General features: G+C 30.1%; 21 protein-coding genes. 4 read left to right on the plus strand and 17 right to left on the minus strand.

What is annotated here, in order from left to right; genetic code table 11:
* Positions 1-170 precede the first annotated feature (170 nt).
* The 11 genes from AC2JAQ_RS14195 to cdaA all read right to left on the minus strand — a co-directional run bounded on the left by AC2JAQ_RS14195 (position 171) and on the right by cdaA (position 14,147).
* Entirely contained in the window at positions 171-1,064 is an 894-nt protein-coding gene (locus AC2JAQ_RS14195; protein WP_488457002.1) for a sugar ABC transporter permease, read from the minus strand.
* 1 nt (position 1,065) lies between these two features.
* Complete coding sequence (locus AC2JAQ_RS14200; protein WP_488457003.1) at positions 1,066-2,016, minus strand: carbohydrate ABC transporter permease; 951 nt, start codon at positions 2,014-2,016, stop codon at positions 1,066-1,068.
* A 93-nt stretch (positions 2,017-2,109) separates the two neighbouring features.
* A complete protein-coding gene (locus tag AC2JAQ_RS14205) occupies positions 2,110-3,336 on the minus strand; it encodes a sugar ABC transporter substrate-binding protein (protein WP_488457004.1) in 1,227 nt (408 codons plus the stop codon).
* Positions 3,337-3,710: 374 nt separating this feature from the next.
* The gene (locus AC2JAQ_RS14210; RefSeq protein ID WP_488457005.1) at positions 3,711-4,655 is read right to left on the minus strand and encodes a PucR family transcriptional regulator; all 945 of its coding nucleotides are present in this window, start codon (positions 4,653-4,655) and stop codon (positions 3,711-3,713) included.
* Between the two features lie 35 nt (positions 4,656-4,690).
* Positions 4,691-5,800, minus strand: a complete 1,110-nt coding sequence (locus tag AC2JAQ_RS14215; protein ID WP_488457006.1) for an ABC transporter ATP-binding protein — start codon at positions 5,798-5,800, stop codon at positions 4,691-4,693.
* A 246-nt stretch (positions 5,801-6,046) separates the two neighbouring features.
* A complete protein-coding gene (locus tag AC2JAQ_RS14220) occupies positions 6,047-7,765 on the minus strand; it encodes a ferredoxin hydrogenase (RefSeq protein WP_488457007.1) in 1,719 nt (572 codons plus the stop codon).
* Positions 7,766-8,114: 349 nt separating this feature from the next.
* The gene (gene buk, locus AC2JAQ_RS14225) at positions 8,115-9,200 is read right to left on the minus strand and encodes a butyrate kinase (RefSeq protein ID WP_488457008.1); all 1,086 of its coding nucleotides are present in this window, start codon (positions 9,198-9,200) and stop codon (positions 8,115-8,117) included.
* A 21-nt stretch (positions 9,201-9,221) separates the two neighbouring features.
* A complete protein-coding gene (gene ptb / locus AC2JAQ_RS14230) occupies positions 9,222-10,130 on the minus strand; it encodes a phosphate butyryltransferase (RefSeq protein ID WP_488457009.1) in 909 nt (302 codons plus the stop codon).
* 181 nt (positions 10,131-10,311) lie between these two features.
* The gene (locus tag AC2JAQ_RS14235; protein ID WP_488457010.1) at positions 10,312-11,913 is read right to left on the minus strand and encodes an NAD(P)/FAD-dependent oxidoreductase; all 1,602 of its coding nucleotides are present in this window, start codon (positions 11,911-11,913) and stop codon (positions 10,312-10,314) included.
* A 75-nt stretch (positions 11,914-11,988) separates the two neighbouring features.
* Entirely contained in the window at positions 11,989-13,323 is a 1,335-nt protein-coding gene (locus AC2JAQ_RS14240) for a CdaR family protein (protein WP_488457011.1), read from the minus strand.
* Entirely contained in the window at positions 13,290-14,147 is an 858-nt protein-coding gene (cdaA, locus tag AC2JAQ_RS14245; RefSeq protein ID WP_423239033.1) for a diadenylate cyclase CdaA, read from the minus strand. Before cdaA ends, AC2JAQ_RS14240 begins: the two co-directional genes overlap by 34 nt.
* Before the next feature lie 161 nt (positions 14,148-14,308).
* On the opposite strand from cdaA, the gene AC2JAQ_RS14250 reads away from it, so the two are divergent.
* Positions 14,309-15,271 carry a hypothetical protein gene (locus AC2JAQ_RS14250; RefSeq protein WP_488457012.1) on the plus strand — a complete coding sequence of 321 codons (963 nt, stop codon included), beginning with the start codon at positions 14,309-14,311 and terminating at the stop codon, positions 15,269-15,271.
* Between the two features lie 70 nt (positions 15,272-15,341).
* Complete coding sequence (locus AC2JAQ_RS14255; protein WP_488457013.1) at positions 15,342-15,944, plus strand: cell wall hydrolase; 603 nt, start codon at positions 15,342-15,344, stop codon at positions 15,942-15,944.
* A gap of 34 nt (positions 15,945-15,978) precedes the next feature.
* Here AC2JAQ_RS14255 and AC2JAQ_RS14260 read toward each other — a convergent pair whose 3' ends face one another.
* From AC2JAQ_RS14260 to ptsP, 4 genes are all read right to left on the minus strand, one after another.
* On the minus strand, positions 15,979-16,839 hold the full coding sequence (locus AC2JAQ_RS14260) for an NAD(P)/FAD-dependent oxidoreductase (RefSeq protein ID WP_488457014.1): 861 nt from the start codon (positions 16,837-16,839) through the stop codon (positions 15,979-15,981).
* Positions 16,840-16,865: 26 nt separating this feature from the next.
* Complete coding sequence (gene trxA / locus AC2JAQ_RS14265) at positions 16,866-17,180, minus strand: thioredoxin (RefSeq protein ID WP_488457015.1); 315 nt, start codon at positions 17,178-17,180, stop codon at positions 16,866-16,868.
* Positions 17,181-17,297: 117 nt separating this feature from the next.
* The gene (gene iadA / locus AC2JAQ_RS14270) at positions 17,298-18,467 is read right to left on the minus strand and encodes a beta-aspartyl-peptidase (RefSeq protein ID WP_488457016.1); all 1,170 of its coding nucleotides are present in this window, start codon (positions 18,465-18,467) and stop codon (positions 17,298-17,300) included.
* Between the two features lie 164 nt (positions 18,468-18,631).
* Positions 18,632-20,251, minus strand: coding sequence for a phosphoenolpyruvate--protein phosphotransferase (ptsP, locus tag AC2JAQ_RS14275; RefSeq protein WP_423239027.1), 1,620 nt, complete (start codon positions 20,249-20,251; stop codon positions 18,632-18,634).
* Between the two features lie 473 nt (positions 20,252-20,724).
* Between ptsP and AC2JAQ_RS14280 the strand changes: the two genes are divergently transcribed.
* Positions 20,725-22,731 (plus strand): sigma 54-interacting transcriptional regulator, encoded by a 2,007-nt coding sequence (locus AC2JAQ_RS14280; protein ID WP_488457017.1) that lies wholly within the window; start codon positions 20,725-20,727, stop codon positions 22,729-22,731.
* Between the two features lie 173 nt (positions 22,732-22,904).
* On the opposite strand, the gene rpsD is transcribed toward AC2JAQ_RS14280, so the two are convergent.
* Entirely contained in the window at positions 22,905-23,498 is a 594-nt protein-coding gene (gene rpsD, locus AC2JAQ_RS14285) for a 30S ribosomal protein S4 (RefSeq protein ID WP_488457018.1), read from the minus strand.
* 247 nt (positions 23,499-23,745) lie between these two features.
* Here rpsD and AC2JAQ_RS14290 point away from each other — a divergent pair, with 247 nt between their 5' ends.
* Positions 23,746-24,441, plus strand: a complete 696-nt coding sequence (locus AC2JAQ_RS14290; RefSeq protein WP_488457019.1) for an LbetaH domain-containing protein — start codon at positions 23,746-23,748, stop codon at positions 24,439-24,441.
* A gap of 67 nt (positions 24,442-24,508) precedes the next feature.
* Here AC2JAQ_RS14290 and AC2JAQ_RS14295 read toward each other — a convergent pair whose 3' ends face one another.
* Positions 24,509-25,543, minus strand: a complete 1,035-nt coding sequence (locus AC2JAQ_RS14295; protein WP_488457020.1) for a ribonucleotide-diphosphate reductase subunit beta — start codon at positions 25,541-25,543, stop codon at positions 24,509-24,511.
* Positions 25,544-25,599: the final 56 nt, after the last annotated feature.

Consider the following 25,599-nt stretch of genomic DNA (forward strand, 5'->3'; position numbering starts at 1 on the left):
AATGTTCCTAAATACCTATTTTAATAATCACTTTTCACATTTTGATGGATATAGAAGGAAGTTATCATCCTCCTTCTACTTTTATCCATCAACATATTATAATCTTATAAGAGGTATCTAGTATCTATAAGGTATTTAAATTCTATTCCATATAAAATATTTTATTAACTTTAACCTTTAACTGATCCAGCAACTAAACCTTTAGCCATGTATTTTTGACCTACAGTTGCAAGAATTACTATAGGAACTGAAGCCATTATTGCTGCAGCTGAGTATTGAGTCCAGTTAGCTGAGAAGTCATTTTTAATAAACTGTTGCATACCTACAGCAAGTGTTAAACTATCTGGATCTTTTAATATTGCTGAAGCGAATATAAATTCACTATATGATCCTATAAATGTAAATAAGAATATTACTAAAATCATATTTCTTGTTAATGGTAATATTATTTTCATAAATATTTGGAAAGTAGTTGCCCCATCAACGCTTGCAGCTTCTACAAGTTCCTTTGGAATTCCATCTATGAATCCCTTCATTAACCAAATATTATATGCACTAGCACCTGCAGCTATAATTACTAATGTAATTATATGGTCCATACCATTTAATCTATATGCAAGACCTAAAATTGCAGGTAATGACATAGCTGCTGGGAACATTTGAAGTAATAACAAAAACATTAATCCTTTTTTCTTTCCCCAGAATCTTAGTTTTGAGAAAGCAAAAGCTGTTGGTATTGTTAAAAGTAATTGAATTACAGATACCGCAACACATATAACAATAGTATTTTTAACCCAAATTAAAAAGTTTGTTTCAGTTAAAACCTTTGAATAGTTTTCAAGTGTCCATGCTTGTGGTAATAATGTTGTTTGTACGAAAGCTTCCCCTTTGGCCATAGAAGCAGTTACTATAGATAGAACTGGGAATAATACTACAAGACACATAAACCATAAAAATACTCTTGCTATCCATACTGACCTTACTTCTGATGGTCTTAATTTCTTTTTATATTTAATTTCTGAGGAAGTGTTTATTCCGCTCTTTTTTTGTACTCTACTTTGCATCTTATTCAACCTCCTCGAATTGTCCTGATAATTTCATTTGATAATATGATATTGTTGCTAATAAGATAAATATTATTATACTTATTGCGGATGCTATTTCAAATCTACCAAATTGTGTTGATAATTTATAGTTTACAGATGCAAGGATATCTGTGTATCCAGCAAACTGAGTCGCCATCCTTGGTGGATTACCATTAGTAATCAAATATGCCTGTCCAAAGTTATTAAAGTTAAATGCAAATGATGAAATTATTAATGGATAAGCAGTTTGTGCTAATGATGGTAATGTTATTTTTCTAAATTGAAGCCATTTACTAGCACCATCAACATCTGCAGCTTCATAGTAACTATCTGGAATAGCTCCTAAAGCTCCTAGGCAAACATTCATCATGTATGGGAATCCTAACCATATACCAACGAATATTATTGCAACTCTTGCCCACATTGGATCTGTTAACCATGGAATAGGATCTGCTATTACATGTAAATTCATTAATAAGTTATTTATTGCTCCGTAACTTCCATTTAAAAGACCTTTCCATGAAAGTATTGCTACTGTTGCTGGTAAAGCCCATGGAATTATAAGTATTGCTCTATAAATTGCTTTTTCTTTTAAGTTAGGATTATTTACTGCCATAGCAACTATTAATCCTAAGAAGAAAGTTCCTAAAGTTGAAGCTATTGCAAACACTAAGTTCCAACCTAAAACTGGGAAAAATATTTCTTTAAAAGGTCCTGTAAAAACCTCTATAAAGTTTGCTAATCCTACAAATTGAACATTGCCTTGTGAATACATTGTATAATCTGTAAAAGATATATAAACTGTATATAATATAGGTAAAACTGTAAATATTATAATTGATATAAGTGCTGGTAATAAATATGGAATAGATTTCTTTGTCTGATTCATACTCTTTTTTCTTGCCGCTTTCTTATCTGCTACTACTTGCATTACATACTCTCCTCCTTAATAAAATACCTCTACCCTTTAAGATAATTCTTATAAATAAGGGGGACTTTTCATCCCCCTAGTTAAAATTTCTAATTATTTTTGTTGTGATATACCTTCTTTAATTTGCTCTACTGTCATTTGAGCACATTGTTCTGGTGTGATTTGACCTGAAGTTAATAATTGTAAGTTAGCTCCAGCAGGTCCCCACATAGCTTGAATTTCTGGTATGTTAGGCATTGGTGTAGCGAATTTAGCTTGTTCTGCGAAAGCACTCATATATTCGTTGTTCTTGAAGTCTGCACTATCTAAGTATTTATTTAATACTGGAATTCTATTACCTTTGTTTAATAATATATCACCTGAATTATCTGCTAAGTACTTAACTAATTTCCATGATAAATCTTTATTTTTTGATTTTTCACTTACAAAAGCAGTTTGAACCCCTAAGAAAGTTGGTACTTGTTTTCCAAATAATGTTGGCATTGGAGCTACTCCAAAGTTTACTCCACCATCTTTAAATGCTGATACATCCCAAGGTCCTGAAATATAGAATCCAGTATTCTTAGCTAAGAAATCACCTTTAGCTATGTCTCCAGTTATATCAGCTGGCATTAAGTTATCTTTTTGAACTAAATCTTGAACGAATTGATATCCTTTTATAGCTCCTGGTGTAGCTAATCCAATATCAGTTGGATCAAGAGTTCCATTGTTATCTTTATAAACATATCCTCCATCTGCTGCTATAAATCCATAAGTAGCATAGAAGTTATTAATATCATATTTAAATCCTGCACCTTCTTCTGCAACCTTAACTAAATCTTCCATAGTCTTTGGAACTTCTTTAACTTTATCTTTGTTATAGAAAAGAGCTGAAGTTTCTTGTGCTATTGGAACTGCATATCTTTTTCCACCTATTGTTACAGCATCTAAAACTTGATGTGATGCATAATCAGAATCATTTATAGTTCCTTCTGGAACTTCTGCTAAAAGTCCTGCCTTTTGGAATGTTCCTAAGTTATCATGTGCTAAACCAAACATGATATCTGGTCCCTTAGAACTGTTTGCAGCTTGTATGTAAGCTTGCATTTCTGATTTATCTTCTACCACCTTAACTTTAACTCCATTTTCTTCTCCCCATTTTTGGGCTAATTTATTTATCTCGTCCACTTCTGGAGTTGTTAAGTGTGACCATACTGTTAGTTCTTTTTCTGAACCTCCAGCATTTCCTGAATCAGTTTTTCCTCCGCATCCTACTAGTGACCCTGCAAATAACATTGTTGCTGCCATTACAGTTGCTAGAATTTTTGTACGTTTTCCCATTCTAAAATCCCCCTCATAACTTTTAATTAGCTAAAAAGCTATAATTTTTAAATTCTCATCTTCGGAAACGATACCAAAAATATTCAAAAAAATATTTCATCTATTATTCATTAATAATCTCTTTGGAAAGCACTTCGGTATCGTTTCCAAAATTATTATATAACATCTAGAAAACATTTTCAATACTTTTTTTGAAATTTTTGTAGATTTCATATAAAATTTATCCATTAATTTTTTTACCATTTTTGATATATTATTTACAGTAGTTTTTATGACTATATTTATGATGTTATTAAAATAAAAAACCATATCAAAAATACTCTAAATAGTATTTTTGATACGGTTCTCTACTCTCATAAATATATTTTTATTTATTATTGCTTACCTATTTCTTTTCCACGCCATATTAAAAAAGCGATTTTAAAGATCACAGCTTCATTAAAATTCCTTATATCATAAGATGTACACTTCTGAATTTTATCTAATCTGTAGATGAGAGTATTTCTATGTACATATAATTCTTTAGATGCATCACTTATATTAAGTCCACATTTAAAAAATGTTTCTATAGTCTTTATCATCTCTCTATCTAGCTTAGAGAATCCTAATCCAAAATCTTCATACATCTTACTCTTTAATTCCTCATCTATGGAGTCAACTAAAGTTTCAAAAATTAAATCTCTTTCTCCATAAACGACTTCATCCAAATCATATTTTATTGCAAGATTTATCTTAGACATATTTATCTCATAAGCCTCTTTTATTTCATTTATATTACTTAATTTCATATAGCTTATATAGCATTTTACATAAAGGTTTGAGTCAATAGAATCCTTGATACTACTAACATGATCATAAACATCTTCTAAGGCACCAATAATTACTATGTTATCTTCCTTTAATACGCTAACTATATTTTTATTACTATAGCATTCATTAATAAGTTCTAAGCCTTCTTGAATATGTGAAGCTAAATAAACATTAATTATGTAAAACTCATCCTTTAAAAAGCATAATTCTTTATCAATAATGTTTTTATCTATAATAACTCCATTCAAAGCTTTCTTAATAAGTTTTTCCTTATTACTTGATACTTCTTTAATCTTATTCTCAATTAAATATCTTAATAAAGAAGTACAGCTTTCATATTCCTTTTGAGTTATTATTTTTCCCTTTTTATCATTAACTTCAAATTCTAAAGAAACCGTCTCATCATTATCAAAATCTGATAATATGAATTCCTCATCATCCAAAGTAACCTTGAAAGGTATTTGGGTATTTAAATATAACTCTTCTAAGAACTTATGAAAACTGTACATATTAATTACCTCTCTATATTAAAGCTATTTACTAATTAAACTAATTTTAATTCTGTTTCTTTATCGAATACATGAATTTTATTAGCATCAACGTAGAACTTAGCTTCTTGACCACTTTGTAGCTTAGTGCTTCCATTTACTCTAACTGTTATGCTTTGCTCACCAAGTTTAGTATAAATGTAACTTTCTGCTCCCATTAACTCTGTAACTTCAACTTTTGATTTTATTACAGTTGTTGGATTGGCAGCAACTAACTCTTGATCATCATCTAAATGCTCAGGTCTTACACCTATTATAACACTTTTTCCGATATATCCTTTTTCTTTTAATAATCTAGCTTTTTCCATTGGCATTTCAATCTTTTCTGATTGGAAGCATGCAAAATATTTTCCGCCTTCTTCTTTTATAGTACCATCTATGAAGTTCATTTGTGGACTTCCTATGAATCCTGCAACGAAGATGTTAGCTGGATTATTGTATATTTCTTGTGGTGAGTCAACTTGTTGAACTATACCATCTTTCATAACAACTATTCTTGTACCCATTGTCATAGCTTCAACTTGGTCATGTGTAACATATATGAATGTTGTTTGTAATCTTTGATGTAATTTAGAAATCTCAGTTCTCATTTGCACTCTTAACTTAGCATCTAAGTTTGATAAAGGCTCGTCCATTAAGAATACTTTAGGTTCTCTTACTATAGCTCTACCTAATGCAACCCTTTGTCTTTGACCTCCTGATAAAGCCTTTGGTTTTCTATCTAATAAATGCTCTATATCAAGTATTTTAGCAGCATCCTTAACTTTTTTATCTATCTCTTCCTTTGGAACTTTTCTTAACTTAAGTCCAAATGCCATGTTATCATATACAGTCATATGTGGATATAGTGCGTAACTTTGGAAAACCATCGCTATATCTCTTTCCTTTGGTTCAACTTCGTTAACTAATCTATCTCCAATAAATAATTCACCTTTTGATATTTCTTCTAATCCAGCGATCATTCTTAAAGTAGTAGACTTACCACAACCTGATGGTCCAACGAATACGATGAATTCTTTATCAGCGATTTCTAAGTTAAAGTCTTTAACTGCTGTAACATCTCCTGGATAAACTTTATAAATATGTTTAAGTGATAAATTTGCCATATTAATACTCCCCCATAAATTCCAATTATTTTCTCGAATTTCTTTTATGATTTTATTTTATACCAATTAACCGTTTTCATCTATGGACATTATTTACAAAAGAATTCATTATTTTTTGTATGATAATCTAAATAGCCTGTACAAATTTCATTTTTCTTGTGATATTTTATATTTAATTTTTTCAGTTTTTATAAAAAACTATAAAAAAACAGAGTACTTTAAAGTACTCTGTTTATATTTCAAATATTATTTTTTATATTTCATGTGTAATAACTCATGAGCTTTTCCATGACCTGGTTGACCCATATAGTTTTCGTACATTTTTAATAAAGCTGAGTTTTGATGTGATTTTCTCTTCTCTAAATTCTTATCCTGGTTGTAAAGAACAGAAGCTCTTACTTCTCTGATGTCCATTTTATCACTATCTTCAGCTGAAATATGTGGTTGTCCTCCACCGTTAACACATCCACCTGGGCATGCCATTACTTCGATGAAGTGATAATCATTTATTTTACCTGAGTTAACCAATTCAAATACATTAGCAGCTCCACTTACAACAGCTATTTTATATTCATTTCCTGATATTTCAACATTAGCTTCTTTTATTCCAGCTAATCCTCTAACAACTTCATAATCTACGTTATCTAAGTTATCATTCTCCATGAAATCTTTAGCTGTTCTTAAAGCAGCCTCCATAACTCCACCAGTAGCTCCGAATATAACACCAGCTCCTGTATATTCACCCATAGCTGGATCCACTTCGCTATCTTCTAATTTAGCGAAATCTATTTTAGCAGCTTTTATCATTCTAGCTAATTCTCTAGTTGTTAAAACTGCATCTATATTTCTAATTCCTTCGTTTTCCATTTCTGGTCTATCAGCCTCGAATTTTTTAGAAGTACAAGGCATTATAGTTACTGTAAATACCTTTTTAGGATCTATATCAGCAACTTGTGGATAATAAGTTTTAGATGCTGTTCCAAATATTTGTTGTGGTGACTTAGCTGTTGAAAGATTTTCTACTAACTCTGGGAAGTAGTTTTCAACTTCTCTAACCCATGATGGACAACATGAAGTTAACATTGGGAAAGGTCCATTGTTTTTAATTCTTTCTATAAGCTCAGTAGCCTCTTCCATTATTGTCATATCAGCACCAAAGTTTATGTCAAATACTTTATTGAAACCTAATTCTCTTAAAGCAGTATATAATTTTCCAGTAACGTCTTGGCCGTAACCCATCTTGAATAATTCACCCATTGATGTTCTTACAGCTGGTGCCATAGCAACTATTACATGTTTTTCTGGATCATTTAATGCATCTTGAACTCTTTCTATATGTGATTTTTCTGATAACGCATCAACTGGACAAGCAGCAACACATTGTCCACATAATAAACAGTTTGTATCATCGAAACATTTTAATTCTTCTGGTCCAACTAATCTAACACCATCAATTCTATGGAATTTTATTGAGTTAGTAGCTGTTCTTGTTCTACATGCAGCAACGCATCTACCACATTTAACACATTTAGTTCTATCTAAAACTATTGATTTACTTCTATCATCTACATACTCTGATTTATCTACAACTACAAATGGTTTGTGAGCTCTTGCTTTTGTTTTAATTACAAGTTTTAAGAATTCACAGTTTTCTCTTCTTTTACATGGTCCACATTTAAACTCATGCTCGTCCAAAAGTTCTGCAACTCTTTCTTTTCTAGCTTCTATAACTTTTTCACTATCAGTTTTAATAACCATTCCATCTTTAGCTTTTATTGCACAAGATCTTAATAGTCTATCATTTCCTTCTTGCTCAACAAGACAAACCCCACATTGTCCTTTGTTTCCGCAATTTTTTAACTCACAAAGCACAGGAATGTCAAAGCCATTCTCTCTTGCTAAGTCAAGTATCGTCTTGTCACCATCAAATTCGATAGTCTTATCATTGATTATTATTTTATTCATGCTGTTCCTCCAATTTTTAGGATTTTTTGATAAATACTAAACCTCAACTCATATATCGTAAAAATCAGTTAATTTAAAAATCATCGTTACTATTCTAACATAATATTTGTGAAATATAAATATTTCAGACTTTTATGAACACTTTTTTAAAACAAAATTTAAGGGAGAATTACAAAATTCTTCCCCAAATCATAATCAATCTTAATATTTACATGTATTTCTTTAATCTATTTATATATTTTTGCTTTTTCTACTCTATCTAAAACTCTTATAATTCCTTGAGCTAAAGCTAAAAGTTCATCTTCCAAACCATATAAAACTATTGATGCAATTCAATTAAATTTTTCGTTTATGACATTAGTAACATATTATATATTTTTGCTTCTTCTACTCCGTCTAAAACTCTTATAGCTCCTTGAGCTAAAGCTAAAAGTTCATCTTCTCCACCATATACAACTATTGGCGCAATCCAGTTAACTTTTTCGTTTATAGCATTAGTAACGTAATCACTGTATGCTATTCCACCAGTTAATACTATAGCATCAACTTTACCTTCAAGAACTACAGACATTTCTCCTATAGCTTTTGTTATTTGGTATATGAATGCATTGAATATTAGTGAACCTTTTTCATCACCTTCTTGTGATAACTTTATTAAGTCTCTAGCATCATTTGTATTAGCATAAGCAACAAATCCACCTTTACCAACTAATTTTTTATAAAGTTCATCTTCACTGTATTTTCCTGAGAAACAAAGTCTAAGTAAGTCTCCAGCAGGTACTCCCCCTGATCTTTCTGGTGAAAATGGTCCATCACCATCTAAAGCATTGTTTACATCAACAACTCTTCCTTTTTTATGTGCTCCTACTGAAACACCACCACCCATATGAACAACTATTAAATTAACGTCATCATATGAAGTATTGTGCTCTTTAGCATATCTTTTAGCAACAGCTTTTTGATTTAATGCATGGAATTTACTTTTTCTTGGTAACTCTGGAACTCCAGATAATCTTGCTACATCTTCCATTTCATCAACTACAACTGGATCAACTATAAAAGCTTTTACCCCAATTTCTTTTGCTATTTCATTAGATAATATTCCACCTAAGTTTGAAGCATGTTGACCTTGAACTCCAATTTTTAAATCCTCAACCATAGCATCATTAACTTCATAAGTTCCACCTTCTATTGGTTTAAGCATTCCACCTCTTCCAACAACGGCGTCTAACTCATTTATGTTAACACCCTTTTCCTTTAAAACATTTAAAATAACCTCTTTTCTAAATTGAAGTTGATCATATATTGTATCATATTTTAATATTTCTTCTGCTGAATGTCTTAAAGTCTCCTCTAATACTTCTTTTTCTCCCTCATAAACACCTATTTTAGTAGATGTTGAACCTGGGTTTATTATTAATAATTTGTATGCCATATAACTCTCCCCCAAAATCTATTATTTTAAATCATGAGCAACTACTGCTGCTATAGCTATTGATTTAACTTTTGTTTCAAAACTATCTGCTCTAGAAGTTAATATAACTGGTGCTGATGTACCCACTAATAATCCACCATTCTTGCATTCTGACATGTAAGTTAAAGTCTTATACATTACATTTGCAACGTCTATATTAGGTAATAATAATATGTCTGCTTTTCCTGCAACTTCTCCTTTTACCCCTTTATGCTCCGCAGCTTCCTCTGATATAGCATTATCTAAGGCGAATGGACCATCAACTATACATCCCTTTATTTGTCCTCTATCACTCATTTTAGCTAATAATGCTGCATCTATTGTTGCTGGCATATTAGGATTTACAACTTCTACAGCGCCGATAACAGCCACCTTAGGAACTTCTACTCCACAAGCATGAGCTACTTTAACTGAGTTATTTATCATTGCTACTTTATCTTTTAACTCTGGATATGTATTAAATGCCGCGTCTGTTAAGAAAAGTAGTCTATCCATTTCTGGTATTTCAAATACAGATACATGTGACATTAATTGACCTGTTCTTAATCCAACTTCTTTATTTAATACACTTCTTAAGAAAGTAGCAGTATCAACTAAACCTTTCATTACCATGTCAGTTTTTCCTGTTGATGCTAACTCTACTGCTAATAAAGCTGCCTTTTTATCGTTAGGCTCATTTATAACTTGAAAATCAGCTAAATTCATATCTATTTTATTAGCTATTTCCTTTATTTTTTCTTCATCCCCAACTAAAACAGCATCAGCTATTCCTAACTTTTTAGCTTCTCTTACAGCCTCTAAAACTGGTTCGTCTTGAGCAACTGCAACTGAAACTTTTTTCATTCCATTTTCTCTTAGTTTTGAAAACAATTCATTAAAATTTTTAGCCATAATACTCAACCCTCTTTCTTGAATTTTGTTAAATTTATAACAATTGCAAACAAAAAAAATTTGACTACATAAATTTATCAATTCAAAATTAATTCTCCATAACTATATTCTACCAAAAAATATTCTGAAAACGTAAGTTTTCAGAATATTCAATTTATTATTTTTATTTAATTGTTAAATTTTAAACATGGTATTCTTTCATTATGTTTTCTGCAACCTTTAATCCATCTACCGCTGCTGAAACGATTCCGCCTGCAAATCCTGCTCCCTCTCCTGCAGGATATAAACCTTGTAAAGATATGCTTTGTAATTTCTCATTTCTTTCAATTCTGACTGGTGCTGAGGTTCTTGTTTCTATACCAGTTAATACACTATCGCTATGTCCAAACCCTTTTATTTTTCTATCAAAATCAGTAATACCTTCTTTTAACCCTGCTATTACATAAGAAGGAAGACATTTTCTTAAATCTTCAAATCTATATCCATTACTTAATACGCTTGGATTAACTTTTCCTAATTTAGTTGAAACTCTATCATTCATGAAATCTCCGACTAATTGAACAGGAGTATTATAATTTCCTCCACCTAGTTTAAATGCAAGTTCTTCATAATGCCTTTGAAACTTCATTCCTTCTAAAGGATGATCTCCTCCAAAATCATTTGATCCTACGGTTACAACTAAAGCTGAGTTAGCATTTTCTTTATCTCTAGCATGATAACTCATTCCATTTACACATAATCTTTTTTCTTCTGAAGAAGCATTTACAACAACTCCTCCTGGACACATACAGAAAGAATATACAGCTCTATCTAAAATCTTACTTTGATATGCTAATCTGTACTCTGCCGCCTTTAATCTAGGATGATTAGCATATTTTTCTCCATATTGACTTAAATTTATAATTTCCTGTGGATGTTCTATTCTAACCCCTATAGCAAAAGGTTTCTGTTTCATAAATATTCCTTCGTTAAATAACATTTCGTATGTATCTCTAGAACTATGTCCTAAAGCTAAAACTACTACTTCACATGGAACATCTTCTCCGTTGACCTTAATTCCTTTTAATTTATTATCTTTCTTTATTATTCCTTCAAATCTTGAATTAAAATGAACTTCTCCACCATGTCTTTTTATTTCTTCTCTTATATTCTTAACTACATTTTTTAATATATCAGTTCCTACATGCGGTTTTCCTTTATATATTATTTCTTCAGGAGCTCCATTCCTTACAAGAGCATCAAGCACATAATCGCATCTTGTATCCTTTATTCTAGTTGTAAGCTTTCCATCTGAGAATGCTCCTGCACCACCCTCACCAAACTGTACATTTGATTCTGGATTTAATTCCCCAGTTCTCCAAAACTCTTCTACAGTTTTAGTTCTTTCATCAACATCTTCTCCTCTTTCAAATACTATTGGGTTAAATCCTTTTTTAGCCAGTAAAAGAGCCGCAAATAGCCCTGCCGGTCCTAATCCTACTACTACTGGTCTATGTTCAAGTTTCTTTTCCCCAAATTCAAAGTCGAAATCATAATTAACTGTATCTATTTTTACATCTTTATCATTAAGTCTAGCTACTATCTTCTCTTCATTTTCATGCTCTATATTTATACAATAGTTAAATTTTATAAGATTCTTTTTTCTAGCATCTAAGGATTCTTTTATTATTTTTATATCTCCAACCTCACCCTTAGAAATTTTTAGTTTTTTAGCTACTTTATTCTTTAAAAGATCTAAATCTTCATTTATATCTAAACTAATATTATTTATTCTAATAGTCATAAAATTGCCTCCATTTTATTTTCTTTAGTAAATTATTTTACCACAGAATACCGCTAAAGTAATCTGTGGTAAATACTATTGTTTCTTATTTTGATTTTGCTTATTATTTTCGTTTGAAGTATTGCTACTATTGTTATTATTGTTTGGATTTTCTGAATTCGTACCACTATTGTCAGTACCACCAGTTGACTCTTCATTCTTTTTGAAAGTTACTTTAACCTCTGCCGGATCCACTTTAATAACTTTTATGTTATCATAATGATTTGATATAGTTGGCTTTATACTTCCTCCCGCTTCTGTAAGTTTTGATATATCAATACTACATTTAAACTTGCTTATATCTACATTATTTACAGAATCCTCAGGACCATCTAATGTTAACTTCACGGTCTTAACATCAGTTTCAGGTGTATATCCTTCTAAACTTCCTTCTACAGTTAATGGAACATCAATTTCTTTTTGTAAGTCTTTGCTAAAGTCTAATTTAACTTTAATCTGAGACTGATCATTAGAAGTTAAACTTACTCCATCTGGAATTTTTAATCCTGTTGATACCTCTGTATCATCTGAAAACTGAGATACATCTATAGGTGCAGTCTCTACATAGCTAACCTTACTTAAGGCATCCTCTGAACCAACTAAGCTAACTTTAGTAAGACTTGGAGTAATAGATTTTAAGGCTAAGCCTTCCTTAGTAGTTCCTGTCGTTATTACATTAACTGGTACTTCCTTAGCTTTTTTAACTCCAAAAGATACATCTACTTTATTGGGACTTATATTTACATCCTTAATTTCATTTCCACTATCATCTACAGCAACAACTGGTAAACTCATATTAACAGCTTTGCTAACATCATTTATCTCGCCCTTTACTTCTAAAAATTTAACTTTGCTTACTAATGATTGAGCACCAGATACAGTAGCATTCTGTGGATTAATATTTACTTTATCAGCATAAACTCCTTGCTCTGTATTTACTTTTATTTTACTTTCAATTGGTAAGCTTTTTTCTTGATATTTATCAAGAGCTACATTTACTCTTAACAATCCATTATTCTTTATATTTATATTGTTAGGAGAAGTTTCTATTTGTACTGGTATATTATTATCTCCTTCTTTTAAAACATACTCTCCTAAATTAACAACTATTTTAAATTGTTCTTTCTTCACTTTATATATTTCAGTTGAAGGCCCCTCTAAATCTAAATCTACTGTTAAATTTTGATTAGGAGTCAATACTAAATTATATTCCTTTAAAATATCCGCATTTATAACTTGAACAGGAACATTATTCAATTTGTATTCTCTAACTGGATTCTCCACATTTATTATGTACAACCAAAGTGAAAAGGATAATAATAAGCATATAAATTTTACTAAGAAATTTTTTCCTTTAATTTTTTTAAGCATATTTTCACCTTCTCCCCATAAGATTTACCTCTCTTATCACGTCTATTCTTCATAACTTTTAATAATATATTTTTTAACTTTTTACCATCATAGTTTCTAGTTAATCTTCCTTTTACAGCTAGAGATATAGCTCCTGTTTCTTCTGAAACAACAATAACTAAAGCATCTGATACCTCAGATAAACCTATAGCTGCTCTATGTCTAGTTCCTAACTTTTTGTTTATAGTATTATTATTTGTTAATGGTAAAACACAACCTGCTGAAACAATTCTATCATTTCTAATTATAGTTGCCCCATCATGTAATGGAGTATTCTTAAAGAATATATTTTCTATTAATGCTGACGTTATAACAGCATCTAACTGAGTTCCTGTAGATATTATTTCTGCTAAACCAGTTCCCTGTTCAATAGCAATTAAGGCTCCTGTTTTAGTCTCAGCCATATCCTCTACTGCTATTATAAGCTGGTCAATAACTTCCTCTAGTTTTTGATCATCTTGAATTACATGAAAATCATCAAAGGCTGTACTTCCTATATGCTCTAAAGCTCTTCTGATTTCAGGTTGGAAAATAATCACTATTGATAACACTCCTATTGTTAATGTCTTTGTTAATATAAAGTTTAACATTTGAAGTCTTAAAACATAACTTATAGGAATCAAAATCAATAATAATATTACTCCTTTTAATAATTGCTCTGCTCTAGTTTCTTTTATTAATATATATCCTCTATAAAATATAAAAGCTACAATTAAAATATCTATGATTGACCAAATAGATATATCCTTTAAACTATTTGTAAATATCATTATTAATTCTTGCACAAAATTCACCTCCATTACCGTAACAATTAAATTATACAATAAAAATATAATTATAAAATATATTTTAAATCATTTCTTTGTAGTTTTACATATTCTAGGTAATGTTATTATATATTTCTTCATATATTTTAATAGAAAAATCATATGAGGGGGTACTTATTATGGACTTTAAGTATAAAAAATATATTGATAATTCCTTAATATATATAATATTTGCAGTTCTAATACTAATATTTGTTTTAGGATTTTCCTTTTTTAGAGCACATAATGAAAAATCTAAGCTTGAGGACTTAGGAAGATCAGTTTCTGAGATTAATCTTACTTATGATTTTACTGAAGGAACCATAACTTCAGAAAACTATGTAAGCTCTATAGAAAATAAACTTGAAAAACTTACAACCATAAATTCTAATTTAAAATCTTTAACAGTTTCTCCAAAACACGAAGATTTATTAATACCACTTAGTAATGGATTAGATAAAAATATTGAACTATTTAATAAGGTGCTTTCCATTCTAAAAACTCCTGACGCTTTAAATCTAGCTGATGAATATGCAATTACTTTAAAGCTAAAAGAAGAATGTGAAAATTACTATTACTTATGTCGCTCTAATTTAATCCCTGTTTATTTATACAAAGAAGGAAATACTTATCTCCAAGATATTTTTTATTATATAAATGAGTTAATAAAAACCAATAGAGATAAGAACTTTGTTCAAAGCCAAAAAAATGATTTTGTAGTTGCTATGAAATCAATAGCCTTAAAACTTTCTTCAATGGATGAAAAACTTTTTGAAACAGCAAACCTAATAAAAGAATCCAATAGGGATTTAAAAGTTTTAGTAACCGACATAGACGGTAAAATTGCTTCTCTTCAAGAGCTTAAAAACGATTTATATTCCTTGCCTATTCCAGAACAAGCTAATGATTGCTTCTTAGCTCTTGAAAAGGCATTAAAATCTTATGGTAACTATATTGATTATTTCTATAAAGGTCTTTTAGATGAGATTGAAAATAAAAAGACTTCAGAAGATTATTATGATAAGTCTTCAGAACTATTTGATGAATTCATATATTCATTAGAATCTGCTGAAAAGTCCTTAGATAATTATATCAAAAATTAAAATAACGTATTAAGTCTGTTTTTTTGGTTACAATATACAAAGTAAAATAATTACCTAAAAGGAGGTTCTTATGAAAAAGAGTATTTATACTTACTTCATCTTCGCCTTCGCCTTATTTATCATCACTACACTTAATGAGAAAGAAGTTTTAGGGCTTTCTCTTTCAAATGAGCATGTAACCAAAAATGATTATATAGAATTAACAGAAATAGCTGATAATTCACAACCCCCAGAATCTGATCAAATCTGTAATACACCTGACGAGGTTGTTGCTGTATTCAAGAGCTCAAACTCTACAATATCCTTGACTAAAGATGACATATATTTAATGTCTCAGGTTGTATATGCTGAAAGTAAAGGGGAACCTTTTGATGGAAAAGTAGCTGTCGCATCAGTAATACTTAACAGAACAACAGATTCACACTTTCCTGATACTATTCAAGGAGTAATAACTCAAAAAAATGCTTTTTCCTGCGTTAGAAACGGAAAAATAGACGTAGTACCTGATAGTGATAGCTATAATGCTGTTCTTAAGGCCATAGAAGGCTGTGACCCAACAGATGAAGCATTATATTTTTATAACCCTAAAATTGCTACATGCTCGTGGATGAAAGGCGTTGAAAAGATAGGAGAAAAAAGCATAGGTCAACATGTCTTTTTTAATGTTACCTAAAGAAAAAGCTAACACAAAGTGTTAGCTTTTTTTCTTATCTCCTACTGTCTAAGTACGCTACTGCACTTAGGGCAGCTACATTTCCTTCACCGGCAGCTTTCATGTATTGATATGGCTTACCTGTACAATCGCCAGCCGCAAAACATCCTTCTATATTAGTCTTCATTAATCTATCAACTTCTATATGATCATCAGTTATTTTTAATCCTGGTACTAATTGTCCTGGTGATATACTATCTCTTAGTACAAATATACCATCAGTATCTATTTCACCATTTTTAGTAACTAATTTAGTGACCTTATCTTCTCCTTGTATTTCTACAGGAATATCATCCACAACTTTTATTGATGAATTTAAATTAAACTTCCCTTTATATCTAGGAACATAATAAACTTTAGCTGCTAATTCACTTACAAAGTTAGCTTCCTCTTCAGCTTCTTTATTATAACCAATTATAGTTACAACCTTCTCTTTGTATAATGGAGCATCACAAGTTGCACAATAGCCTACACCTTTACCTAAAAATTCTGCTTCGCCTCTCATAGGTTTTGTGTATTCTATACCCGTTGCAATTATAATTGAAGTTGCTTCATACATTTTTTCATTTACCATAAGAGCAAAATATTCTCCCATAGCATAAATACTATTTATTCTTTCCTCAGTTATTTCTATATCCATTTCTCTCAAATGACCCATAAACTGATTCTTAAGATCTATACCATCTTTTCCTACAAATCCAAGATAGTTATTTACTTTTGGTGCTTTAACAAGCTTTGTGCTTAAATCATCATTACCAAAAAGAATAAATTTTTTATTTCTAATTTTTGCATTTAATGCAGCTGAAAGACCAGCTGGTCCGCTTCCTATTATGGCTATATCATATCTTTCGCTCAAAATTGTTCATCTCCTTAAGAAGCTTATTAAACGTATTTTTTGATAGCTTCAACTAATGCAGCTTTTGGTCTAAATCCAACTAAAGTATCAACAACTTTTCCACCTTTGAATATTAATAAAGTTGGTATACTTTGTATTTGATATTTTCCAGCTGAACCTGGGTTTTTATCAACATCAACTTTTACAAATTTAACATTTGTCATTTCATTTGCTAACTCTTCTATAACTGGTGCTATCATTTTACAAGGTCCACACCAAGTTGCCCAGAAATCAACAACTACTACTTCACTTGCTTCTATTACCTCTGTATTAAAATCTTGATCATTTATGTGTTTTACCATTTTTACACGCCTCCTAATATACCCCTTAGGGGTACTTTATTACTTACAATTATATTATATTTAAAATATTAAGTCAATGTTACAAATAATAGCTATTATTTAACTTTTATAAGTTTGTTATTCAAAGGTGCCTTTTACTAACAATTTTTTATTATCCATCAAAATATTCCCTCTAGATATAACAGAATTTATATCTAAATTTTTTTTATCTAATAAAATTATATCTGCATCTTTTCCTGTTGATATAAAGCCTTTATGCTCTAATTTTAAAACATTAGCAACATTACTAGTAATAACCCTTATAGCTTTTTCTAAAGGTACTCCAAGCTTTATAGCTTCCTTAACTTCATTAAAAAGACTTTCTACCGAACATATTCCTAAGCCTTTAAGTTCTCCATTTTCATCGAATAATGGCATACTTCCATTTCCATCTGAAGAAAAAGTTATTCTTTCTATGTCTACTCCGGCGTCTAAAAGCTTTTTAAGTCCTTCACCTGCTGTTAACTCTCCTTCCTCTAAATGTTGAGGATCTGAAGATGTTGTTAAATCTATTTGACCACCAGCCTTAGCATGATTTATACCAGCCTCAAAAAGTTCTCTATTTCTTCCCATATGAGTAGGAATGATTTGACTTGGTGGAATTTCAGTTTCATTTATTAATCTAGTTATATATTCAATCATCCTTTTTCCAGCACCTAAATGAACATTTACTATTCCAGCCTTTCCTGATAAAAGTCCTCCAACCCTAGCTTGAGCCACTACATTAACAAACTGATCATATGTTGGTTGTGAACTTCTATTGTCTGAAAGTGCTATTTCACCAACACCTATAACTCTATCTATTAAAAGTAAGTCACTTTTAACACTCTTAGTTATGGTGTTTACAGGAACATCATATGAACCAGTATAGCAATAGCAAGTGACACCTTCTTCACATAAAGCCTTAGCTTTTGCAATTAATCCTTTCATGTCTCTACAAACCCCATCAGTTCCTATACACCCTACTAGGGTGGTTATTCCACCTTTTATAATACTGCTTAATTGAAGTTCTGGAGTTCTAGTTCTAAATCCACCTTCTCCACCTCCACCAAGTATATGAACATGACAATCTATAAATCCTGGAACAGCTATCATTCCTTCTCCATCAATAACTTGAATATTTATAAAATCTTCTGGAACATTTACTTCATCATATAATCCTTCAATTTTATCACTTAATATAACAATATCCTTTTTGCCTAAATACTCTGGGTCATAAACCTCAATATTTTTTATTACCTTTAACAAAAAATACGCCTCCTTTATTTAAATTATTATTATTTTTTCCTAAAACTCAATAAAAATAAATTTATTTCATGAAAAACTTATTTTTATAAAAAAAAGGCACGAAATACTTCGTGCCAAAACTTAGGGTTTTGAGTGTTGTATATTAATTTTTAAATTATTGACTATTATTCTTGTTCCATTATTATTTTTTTAGCAGTTAGGATTGATGTAGCACTCATTGAGAATTCATCTAAGCCATATTCAACTAATGTTGGTATAGCTCTTTCATCTCCTGCCATCTCTCCACACATGCCTACCCACTTACCATGTTTGTGAGCACCATCTATTGTCATTTTGATTAATCTTAATACAGCTGGATGCATTGGGTTGTAAAGGTATGACACCTTTTCACTCATTCTATCAGCAGCTAATGTATATTGGATTAAGTCGTTAGTTCCTATTGAGAAGAAATCAACATGCTTAGCTAACTCATCAGCATAAACTGCTGCAGCTGGGATTTCAACCATTATACCCCATTGAATTGAGTCTGAGTAAGCAATTCCTTCTGCTTTTAACTCAGCTTTACATTCTTCAACAAATGCTTTAGCTTGTTGGAATTCTTCTAATCCTGAAATCATTGGGAACATTACTGCAAGATTTCCGTAAACAGAAGCTCTTAATAAAGCTCTTATTTGAACTCTAAAAATATCTTTTCTATCTAAGCATAATCTTATAGCTCTGTATCCTAAGAATGGGTTCATTTCTTCTGGTAATGGTAAGTATGGAAGAGTTTTATCTCCACCGATATCTAATGTTCTGATAACAACTTGCTTACCATCTGCTTTTTCTAAAACATATTTGTATGATTCAAATTGTTCGTCTTCAGTTGGAGCTTCTTCTCTATCCATGTATAAGAACTCAGTTCTAAATAGTCCAACTCCGTCTCCACCATTTGCTAAAACTTGATCTATATCTTCTGGTTTACCAATATTTCCGCAAACCTCTATTCTTCTACCTGATTTAGTAGTTGTTTTAACATCTATTAATTTCTTTAATTCTTCTTGGTCTGCTTTAAACTTCTCTAATCTAGCTTTGTATTCATTTATAGTAGCTTCATCTGGGTTGATTATAGCTACACCTTCAATACCATCAACTATGATAGTATCTCCATTTTTAACTGAAGTTGTTATATCACCTAATCCAACAACAGCTGGTATTTCTAATGTTCTAGCCATTATAGCTGAGTGAGAAGTTCTTCCTCCTATGTTAGTTAAGAAACCAACAACTTTACTTCTATCTAATTGAGCAGTATCTGAAGGTGTTAAGTCATGAGCTACAACAACAGTGTTAGCTCCTACATTTTCCATTCCGTTTCCGCCCTTACCTGCTAGGTTAGCTATTATTCTCTTAGAAACGTCTTTTATATCTGCTGCCCTTTCTCTCATATAAGGGTCATCCATAGAATCAAATATCATAACGAAAGTATCTGTAACATTTTGTACAGCCTTCATAGCGTTTAATTGATCATTTTCAATAGTCATTTCCATTTGACCAGTAAACTCTACGTCATCTAATAACATTAAATGAGCTTCAAAAACTTGAGCTTCATGCTCTCCGATTTCCTTAGCTGTTTTTTCTTTTATTGCTTCTAACTGCTCTTTTGATTGAGCTAAAGCCTTAGCTAATTTTTCTTTTTCAGCAGCTATATCTGAAACCTTCGCATCAGTTATTACTATTTCCTCATGTTCTTGTATAAATACAGTTCCTATTGCATATCCTTTTGAAGCAGCAATACCTTTTTTCATTATGTAGTCCTCCTTTAAGTTCATACTCAACTAAATACAACATTAAATATCAATCACAATTCAACTAATTCACTTTTCAAATTCACTGCCTATATACAACAGCAATTTGCGTGCCAAGTTTTTAAATTTTAATATTTTTCAAGATATATTATACTCATAAACCCTAGTAAAAATGCCTATAATTCTTATAAAAATATTTTATTTATTAAAAATTTGGATAAAAATAACTAGTCATATTAGTTGCTTTTATTATACTAAATATGATAAAAAATATCAAACAAATTTTAGACTTGATATTTTTTATCATATTTTCTTTAATAATTTTCTTTTTATCAATAATAACATATATAAAACCTTTAAAATAATATGTTTTTCTGATAATATATTATTAACACTTGATAAAAAATATCAAGCACATTCACTTTTTTGTATATAATTCATTAAAATAAAACTTTGGACGGTGATTTCATTTAATGTATTCAAGAGAATTAATCATAAAAACGCCCTTAGGATTACATACTAGATACTCTGCTATGATTGTTAATAAAGCTTCTGAAATAGAGTCAAAATATAAGGTTAAACTTTATATAAAAAAAGATTCTTATACTGATTGGCTTGGAATAAGTATGCTTGCAATTCTTTCTCTTAAGGTTTTACCTGGTGAAGGAATATTAATTGGATGTCAAAATGAAGGAATGATTGAAAAATTAGCAGTTCAATCTCTTATGGATTTTATTGATAAAAACATAAATAATCCTTCAGAATCTGAAGATAGTGAAATTGATGAAATAATTGATGCTAGTATAGTAGCTAATGAACAGGTTCTTGAAAGTTTACCTATAGGAATTGTTGTTATAGATATAGATCAAAATATAATAACAATAAATCAATATGCCTTAAGATTCATTGGATGTGATAGAAAAGATGTTAATGGTAAAAAAATTAACGAGTTAATTCCTTCATCTCAACTTCCTCATGTTATGCTTAGTAATTTAAAAAAATATGGTTCCACACTTCATATTAATAATAGGGTTGGATTAGTAAATAGTTCTCCTCTTTTTATAAATGAAAAAATTATAGGAGCTGTTAGCGTAATTCAAGATGTATCTGATCTTATAGGTATGAAAGAAATAAACGAGAAATTTACAAAGATACTTGAAAACTCACAAGATATGATTTGCTTTTTAGATGAAAATGGCATAATAAATTACTTAAATCCTGCGTATATTAAAAATTTCTCTAAAGTAAGCACTGATATTATAGGAAAAAGTATTTTTGATGTTTCTCCTAAAGGGCTTAGAGCTAAAGTATTTAAAGAAAAAACTTTATTAAAAGATGTAATTCATAAAAAAAATGGTACTAATGTTATAAGTACTATTGATCCACTATTTATTGATGGTGAGTTTAAAGGAGTTATTTCAACTTCTAGACCAGTTAGCTTAATTAAAGAGCTTATGTCAAAATTAAATAAATCTGAACAAGAATTGGATTACTATAAAAATGAATTTTTAAGACAGCTTTCTAAAAATTCTTCTTTTAAAAATATTATAGGTTCAACCAGAACATTAAAAGACATAATGTATATGTGTCAAAAAGCTTCTGAAACCACTTCTACTGTGCTTATTAGAGGTGAAAGTGGTACTGGAAAAGAACTTATAGCAAAAGCTATACACAATAATAGTAATAGAAAAAATAAACCTTTTGTTAGAGTTAACTGTGCTTCTATACCTGAAAATCTATTAGAAAGTGAATTGTTTGGATATGAGAAGGGTGCTTTTACAGGTGCAGTTCAAAGCAAGCCTGGTAAATTTGCTATTGCTGATACAGGAACAATTTTCTTAGATGAAATAGGTGATATGCCTTTGTCAATGCAAGTTAAATTACTTAGAGTATTACAAGAAAGAGAAATTGAAAGTGTAGGAGGTATTGCTCCTAAGAGCATTGATGTAAGAGTTATTGCAGCAACTAATAGAAATTTAGAAGAAATGATTGAGGAGGGTTCCTTTAGAGAAGATCTTTACTATAGACTTAATGTTCTTGGTATTAATCTTCCTCCACTTAGAGAACGTAAAGAAGATATTCCTGAATTAGTTGAACATTTTATAGCAAAATTAAACAAAAAGCTAAACAAGAGTATATTAGGTATAAATCAAGATGCTCTTAATCTATTAATTGAATATTCTTGGCCTGGAAACATTCGCGAACTTGAAAACATAATGGAAAGGGCCATGAATCTTTGTGATAATGATTATATAGATAGCAAATACCTGCCTTCTTATTTAAAGCCAATTGAATCCACTTCTTTTGCTTTAAATATTGATATAGATAATATCCTTCCTTTTGAAGAATATGAAAAGCAAATAATTGAAGCAGCTATGAAAAAATATAAATCATTTAATAAAGCTGGTAAGGCTTTAGGATTAACTCACAGAACCGTTTCTTTAAAATGTAAAAAGTATAATATAGATGTAAAAAAATAATAAAAGCAAAAAGCACTTGGAGGCCAGCACACCTCCAAGTGTTTTTTGTTAGTAAGAGTTTAGTAACATTATTAAGTATAATTATGACAAGATATTTTAGTTTTAACTACAGGAACAGCTTAGTAATTAAAACTAAATTTCCTATTAGATTAAACAGTTATACAGTATTACTATTATTTAGAATAGAATTCAACTATTAATTGCTCTTGTATTGTTATTGGAATTTCTTCCCTCTTAGGTTTTCTAGTAAAGATTCCTTTAAAGTTTTCTTCTTCTTTACTTATATAAGGAACTTCATTTCCTATACTATCCTTAAAGTTGTTTACAAACATTTCTGTTTTTCTTGATTTTTCTCTTAAAACAACTTCATCTCCAACATTTAATCTGAAAGATGGTATATTTACTTTTTCTCCATTTACTAAAAAGTGTCCATGGTTAACCATTTGTCTAGCTTGTCTTATAGAATTAGCAAATCCCATTCTATATACCATATTATCAAGTCTTGACTCTAAAATCATAAGTAAAGCTTCACCAGGCTGTTCTTTACTATTGAAAGCTTTATCTACATATCTAGTAAATTGTCTTTCCATAACACCATAATAAGCTCTTAATCTTTGTTTCTCTAATAATTGAACACCATAATCTGATAACTTTTTATCAGCTCTGCTTGTTCCTCTATTCGCTCGTTCCATAGCCTTTGGATGTCCTACTACGTTTAATCCAAGTCTTCTGCACATCTTGAAACGAGGTCCCATCATCTTAGCCATATTAAACCTCCAAATGTTTTTTTCTATGATGTTATCTTAACATAAATTTCATTTAATTGAAAATGATTATCATTAACAAATAACCTTTTTATGTTTATTTATCTTATTGATGCTTTTAAATACTCCCTCTATCTTTAAACTACATATCTATTTTGAAATAAAAATCTATACATTCTTTTAGTAATAACACACTCTAATTAGAACTTTAATATTATAAAATTATAAAATTAATTTAAGGTGATAAATAATGGATTCTACTAGTTCAAATCAAAATGTATATAGTTTAAATACTCATCCATATGTAATAAGTCCAAATCCTAAAACTGAAATAAATAAAGTAAGTATTTCTCCAACTATAGATCCTACAGTTTTTATTGGCCCTTTTTCTTCAATAATAGGAGATGTAACCATTGAGAAGAATGTTTTTATAGCTTGCAACGTTACCGTTAGATGTGATGAAGGTTCTCCGTTTTTTATTGGTGAAAACTCCAATCTTCAAGATGGGGTTATATTACATGGATTAGCTAAAGAAAAAGTACTTATTAATAACAAAAAATATTCTATTTATATAGGAAAATCAGTTTCTTGTGCTCACGGTTCAATAATTCATGGTCCTTGTTGCCTAAAAGACAATGTATTTGTTGGCTTTAACAGTACTGTTTTCTATGCAATAGTAGGAGAAGGAACTTATATATCTTCTAATGCCTTAGTCTCAGGTGCCATTAAAATATCTCCAAATAAATTTATACCTTCTGGTGCTATAATTGACACCCAAGAAAAGGCTGATGCTTTAATGGACATACCTAAAGACAGAGAAGAATTTGCTAAAGAAGTGATAAGAATAAATAGTAGTTTTCCTGAATCTTATTCCTTATTATTTGGAGAAGGTCGTTGTAGTTGTGGATTACATTATGATTTAGATTCTCCTGATCTATTAAAATAAAAAAATATCTGTAAAAAAGAGGCTGTATCAAAATGATACAGCCTCTTCTATTAACATATATTAAAGATTATAGGTCATCTATTAAAGCTCCAGCCTTAGCATATGCTGTTGACTTGGCTTCAAAGAAATCTGTTTTTACTTGATTCGCATCAGCATAATAATCTACCCAAGGTGCTGGGTTCTCATCATATCCTTCAAATAAAGGCTCTAATCCTATTGCTTTAACTCTTAGGTTTCCTATATATTTTATATATCTTTCTATAAGATTTTTATTTATTCCATTAACATTGTCACCTATAACATAGTGACCCCATGCAATCTCATGTTCAACACCTGTTCTAACCATTTCTCTTAATTCATTTTTTAATTCTTCAGTAAATAATTCTGGCATTTCTTCTTTTAATTCTTTTATTATGCTTCTAAATAACCATAAGTGAGTATTTTCATCTCTATTTATATATCTTATTTCCTGGGCTGAACCTGGCATCTTACCATTTCTTTCTAAGTTATAGAAGAACATGAATCCTGAGTAGAAATAAACTCCTTCTAGAATATAATTAGCCATTACTGACTTTAAGAAATTTTCCATAGTTGAATTCTCTAAGAAATCATTATATAACTCTCCTATGAACTTGTTTCTTTGAAGTAATATAGCATCATCTTTCCACTGGAATAATATTTCATTCCTCTCTTCTGGTGAACAAATACTATCTAGCATATAACTATAACTTTGTGAGTGAACCGCTTCTTGGAAAGCTTGTATAGTTAAACATAAGTTAACCTCTGAAGCAGTAATATAACTATTTATATTTCCTAAGTTTGCTGTTTGTATTGAATCTAGAAATATTAAGAAAGATAATATTTTATCATAAGCCGTTTTTTCTTCCTTGGTTAATTTTTTATAGTCTTTTAAGTCTTGGGCTAGGTTTATCTCTTCAGGAATCCAGAAGTTATTCATAGCCTGTCTGTACCAATCTGAAACCCAAGTGTATTTCATATTATTAAAATCATTTAAGTTAGTTGTATTACCATTTATCATTCTCTTTTTATTAGTTTCAGTATCTCCAAACTCATTAAAAAGAGGTCTTTTATTTATTTCCATTTCCGCGTCACCTTTCCATAACTCTAATATTTATACGTAATAGATACTCACCCGAA

The sequence above is a fragment of the Clostridium sp. LIBA-8553 genome (assembly GCF_057782465.1).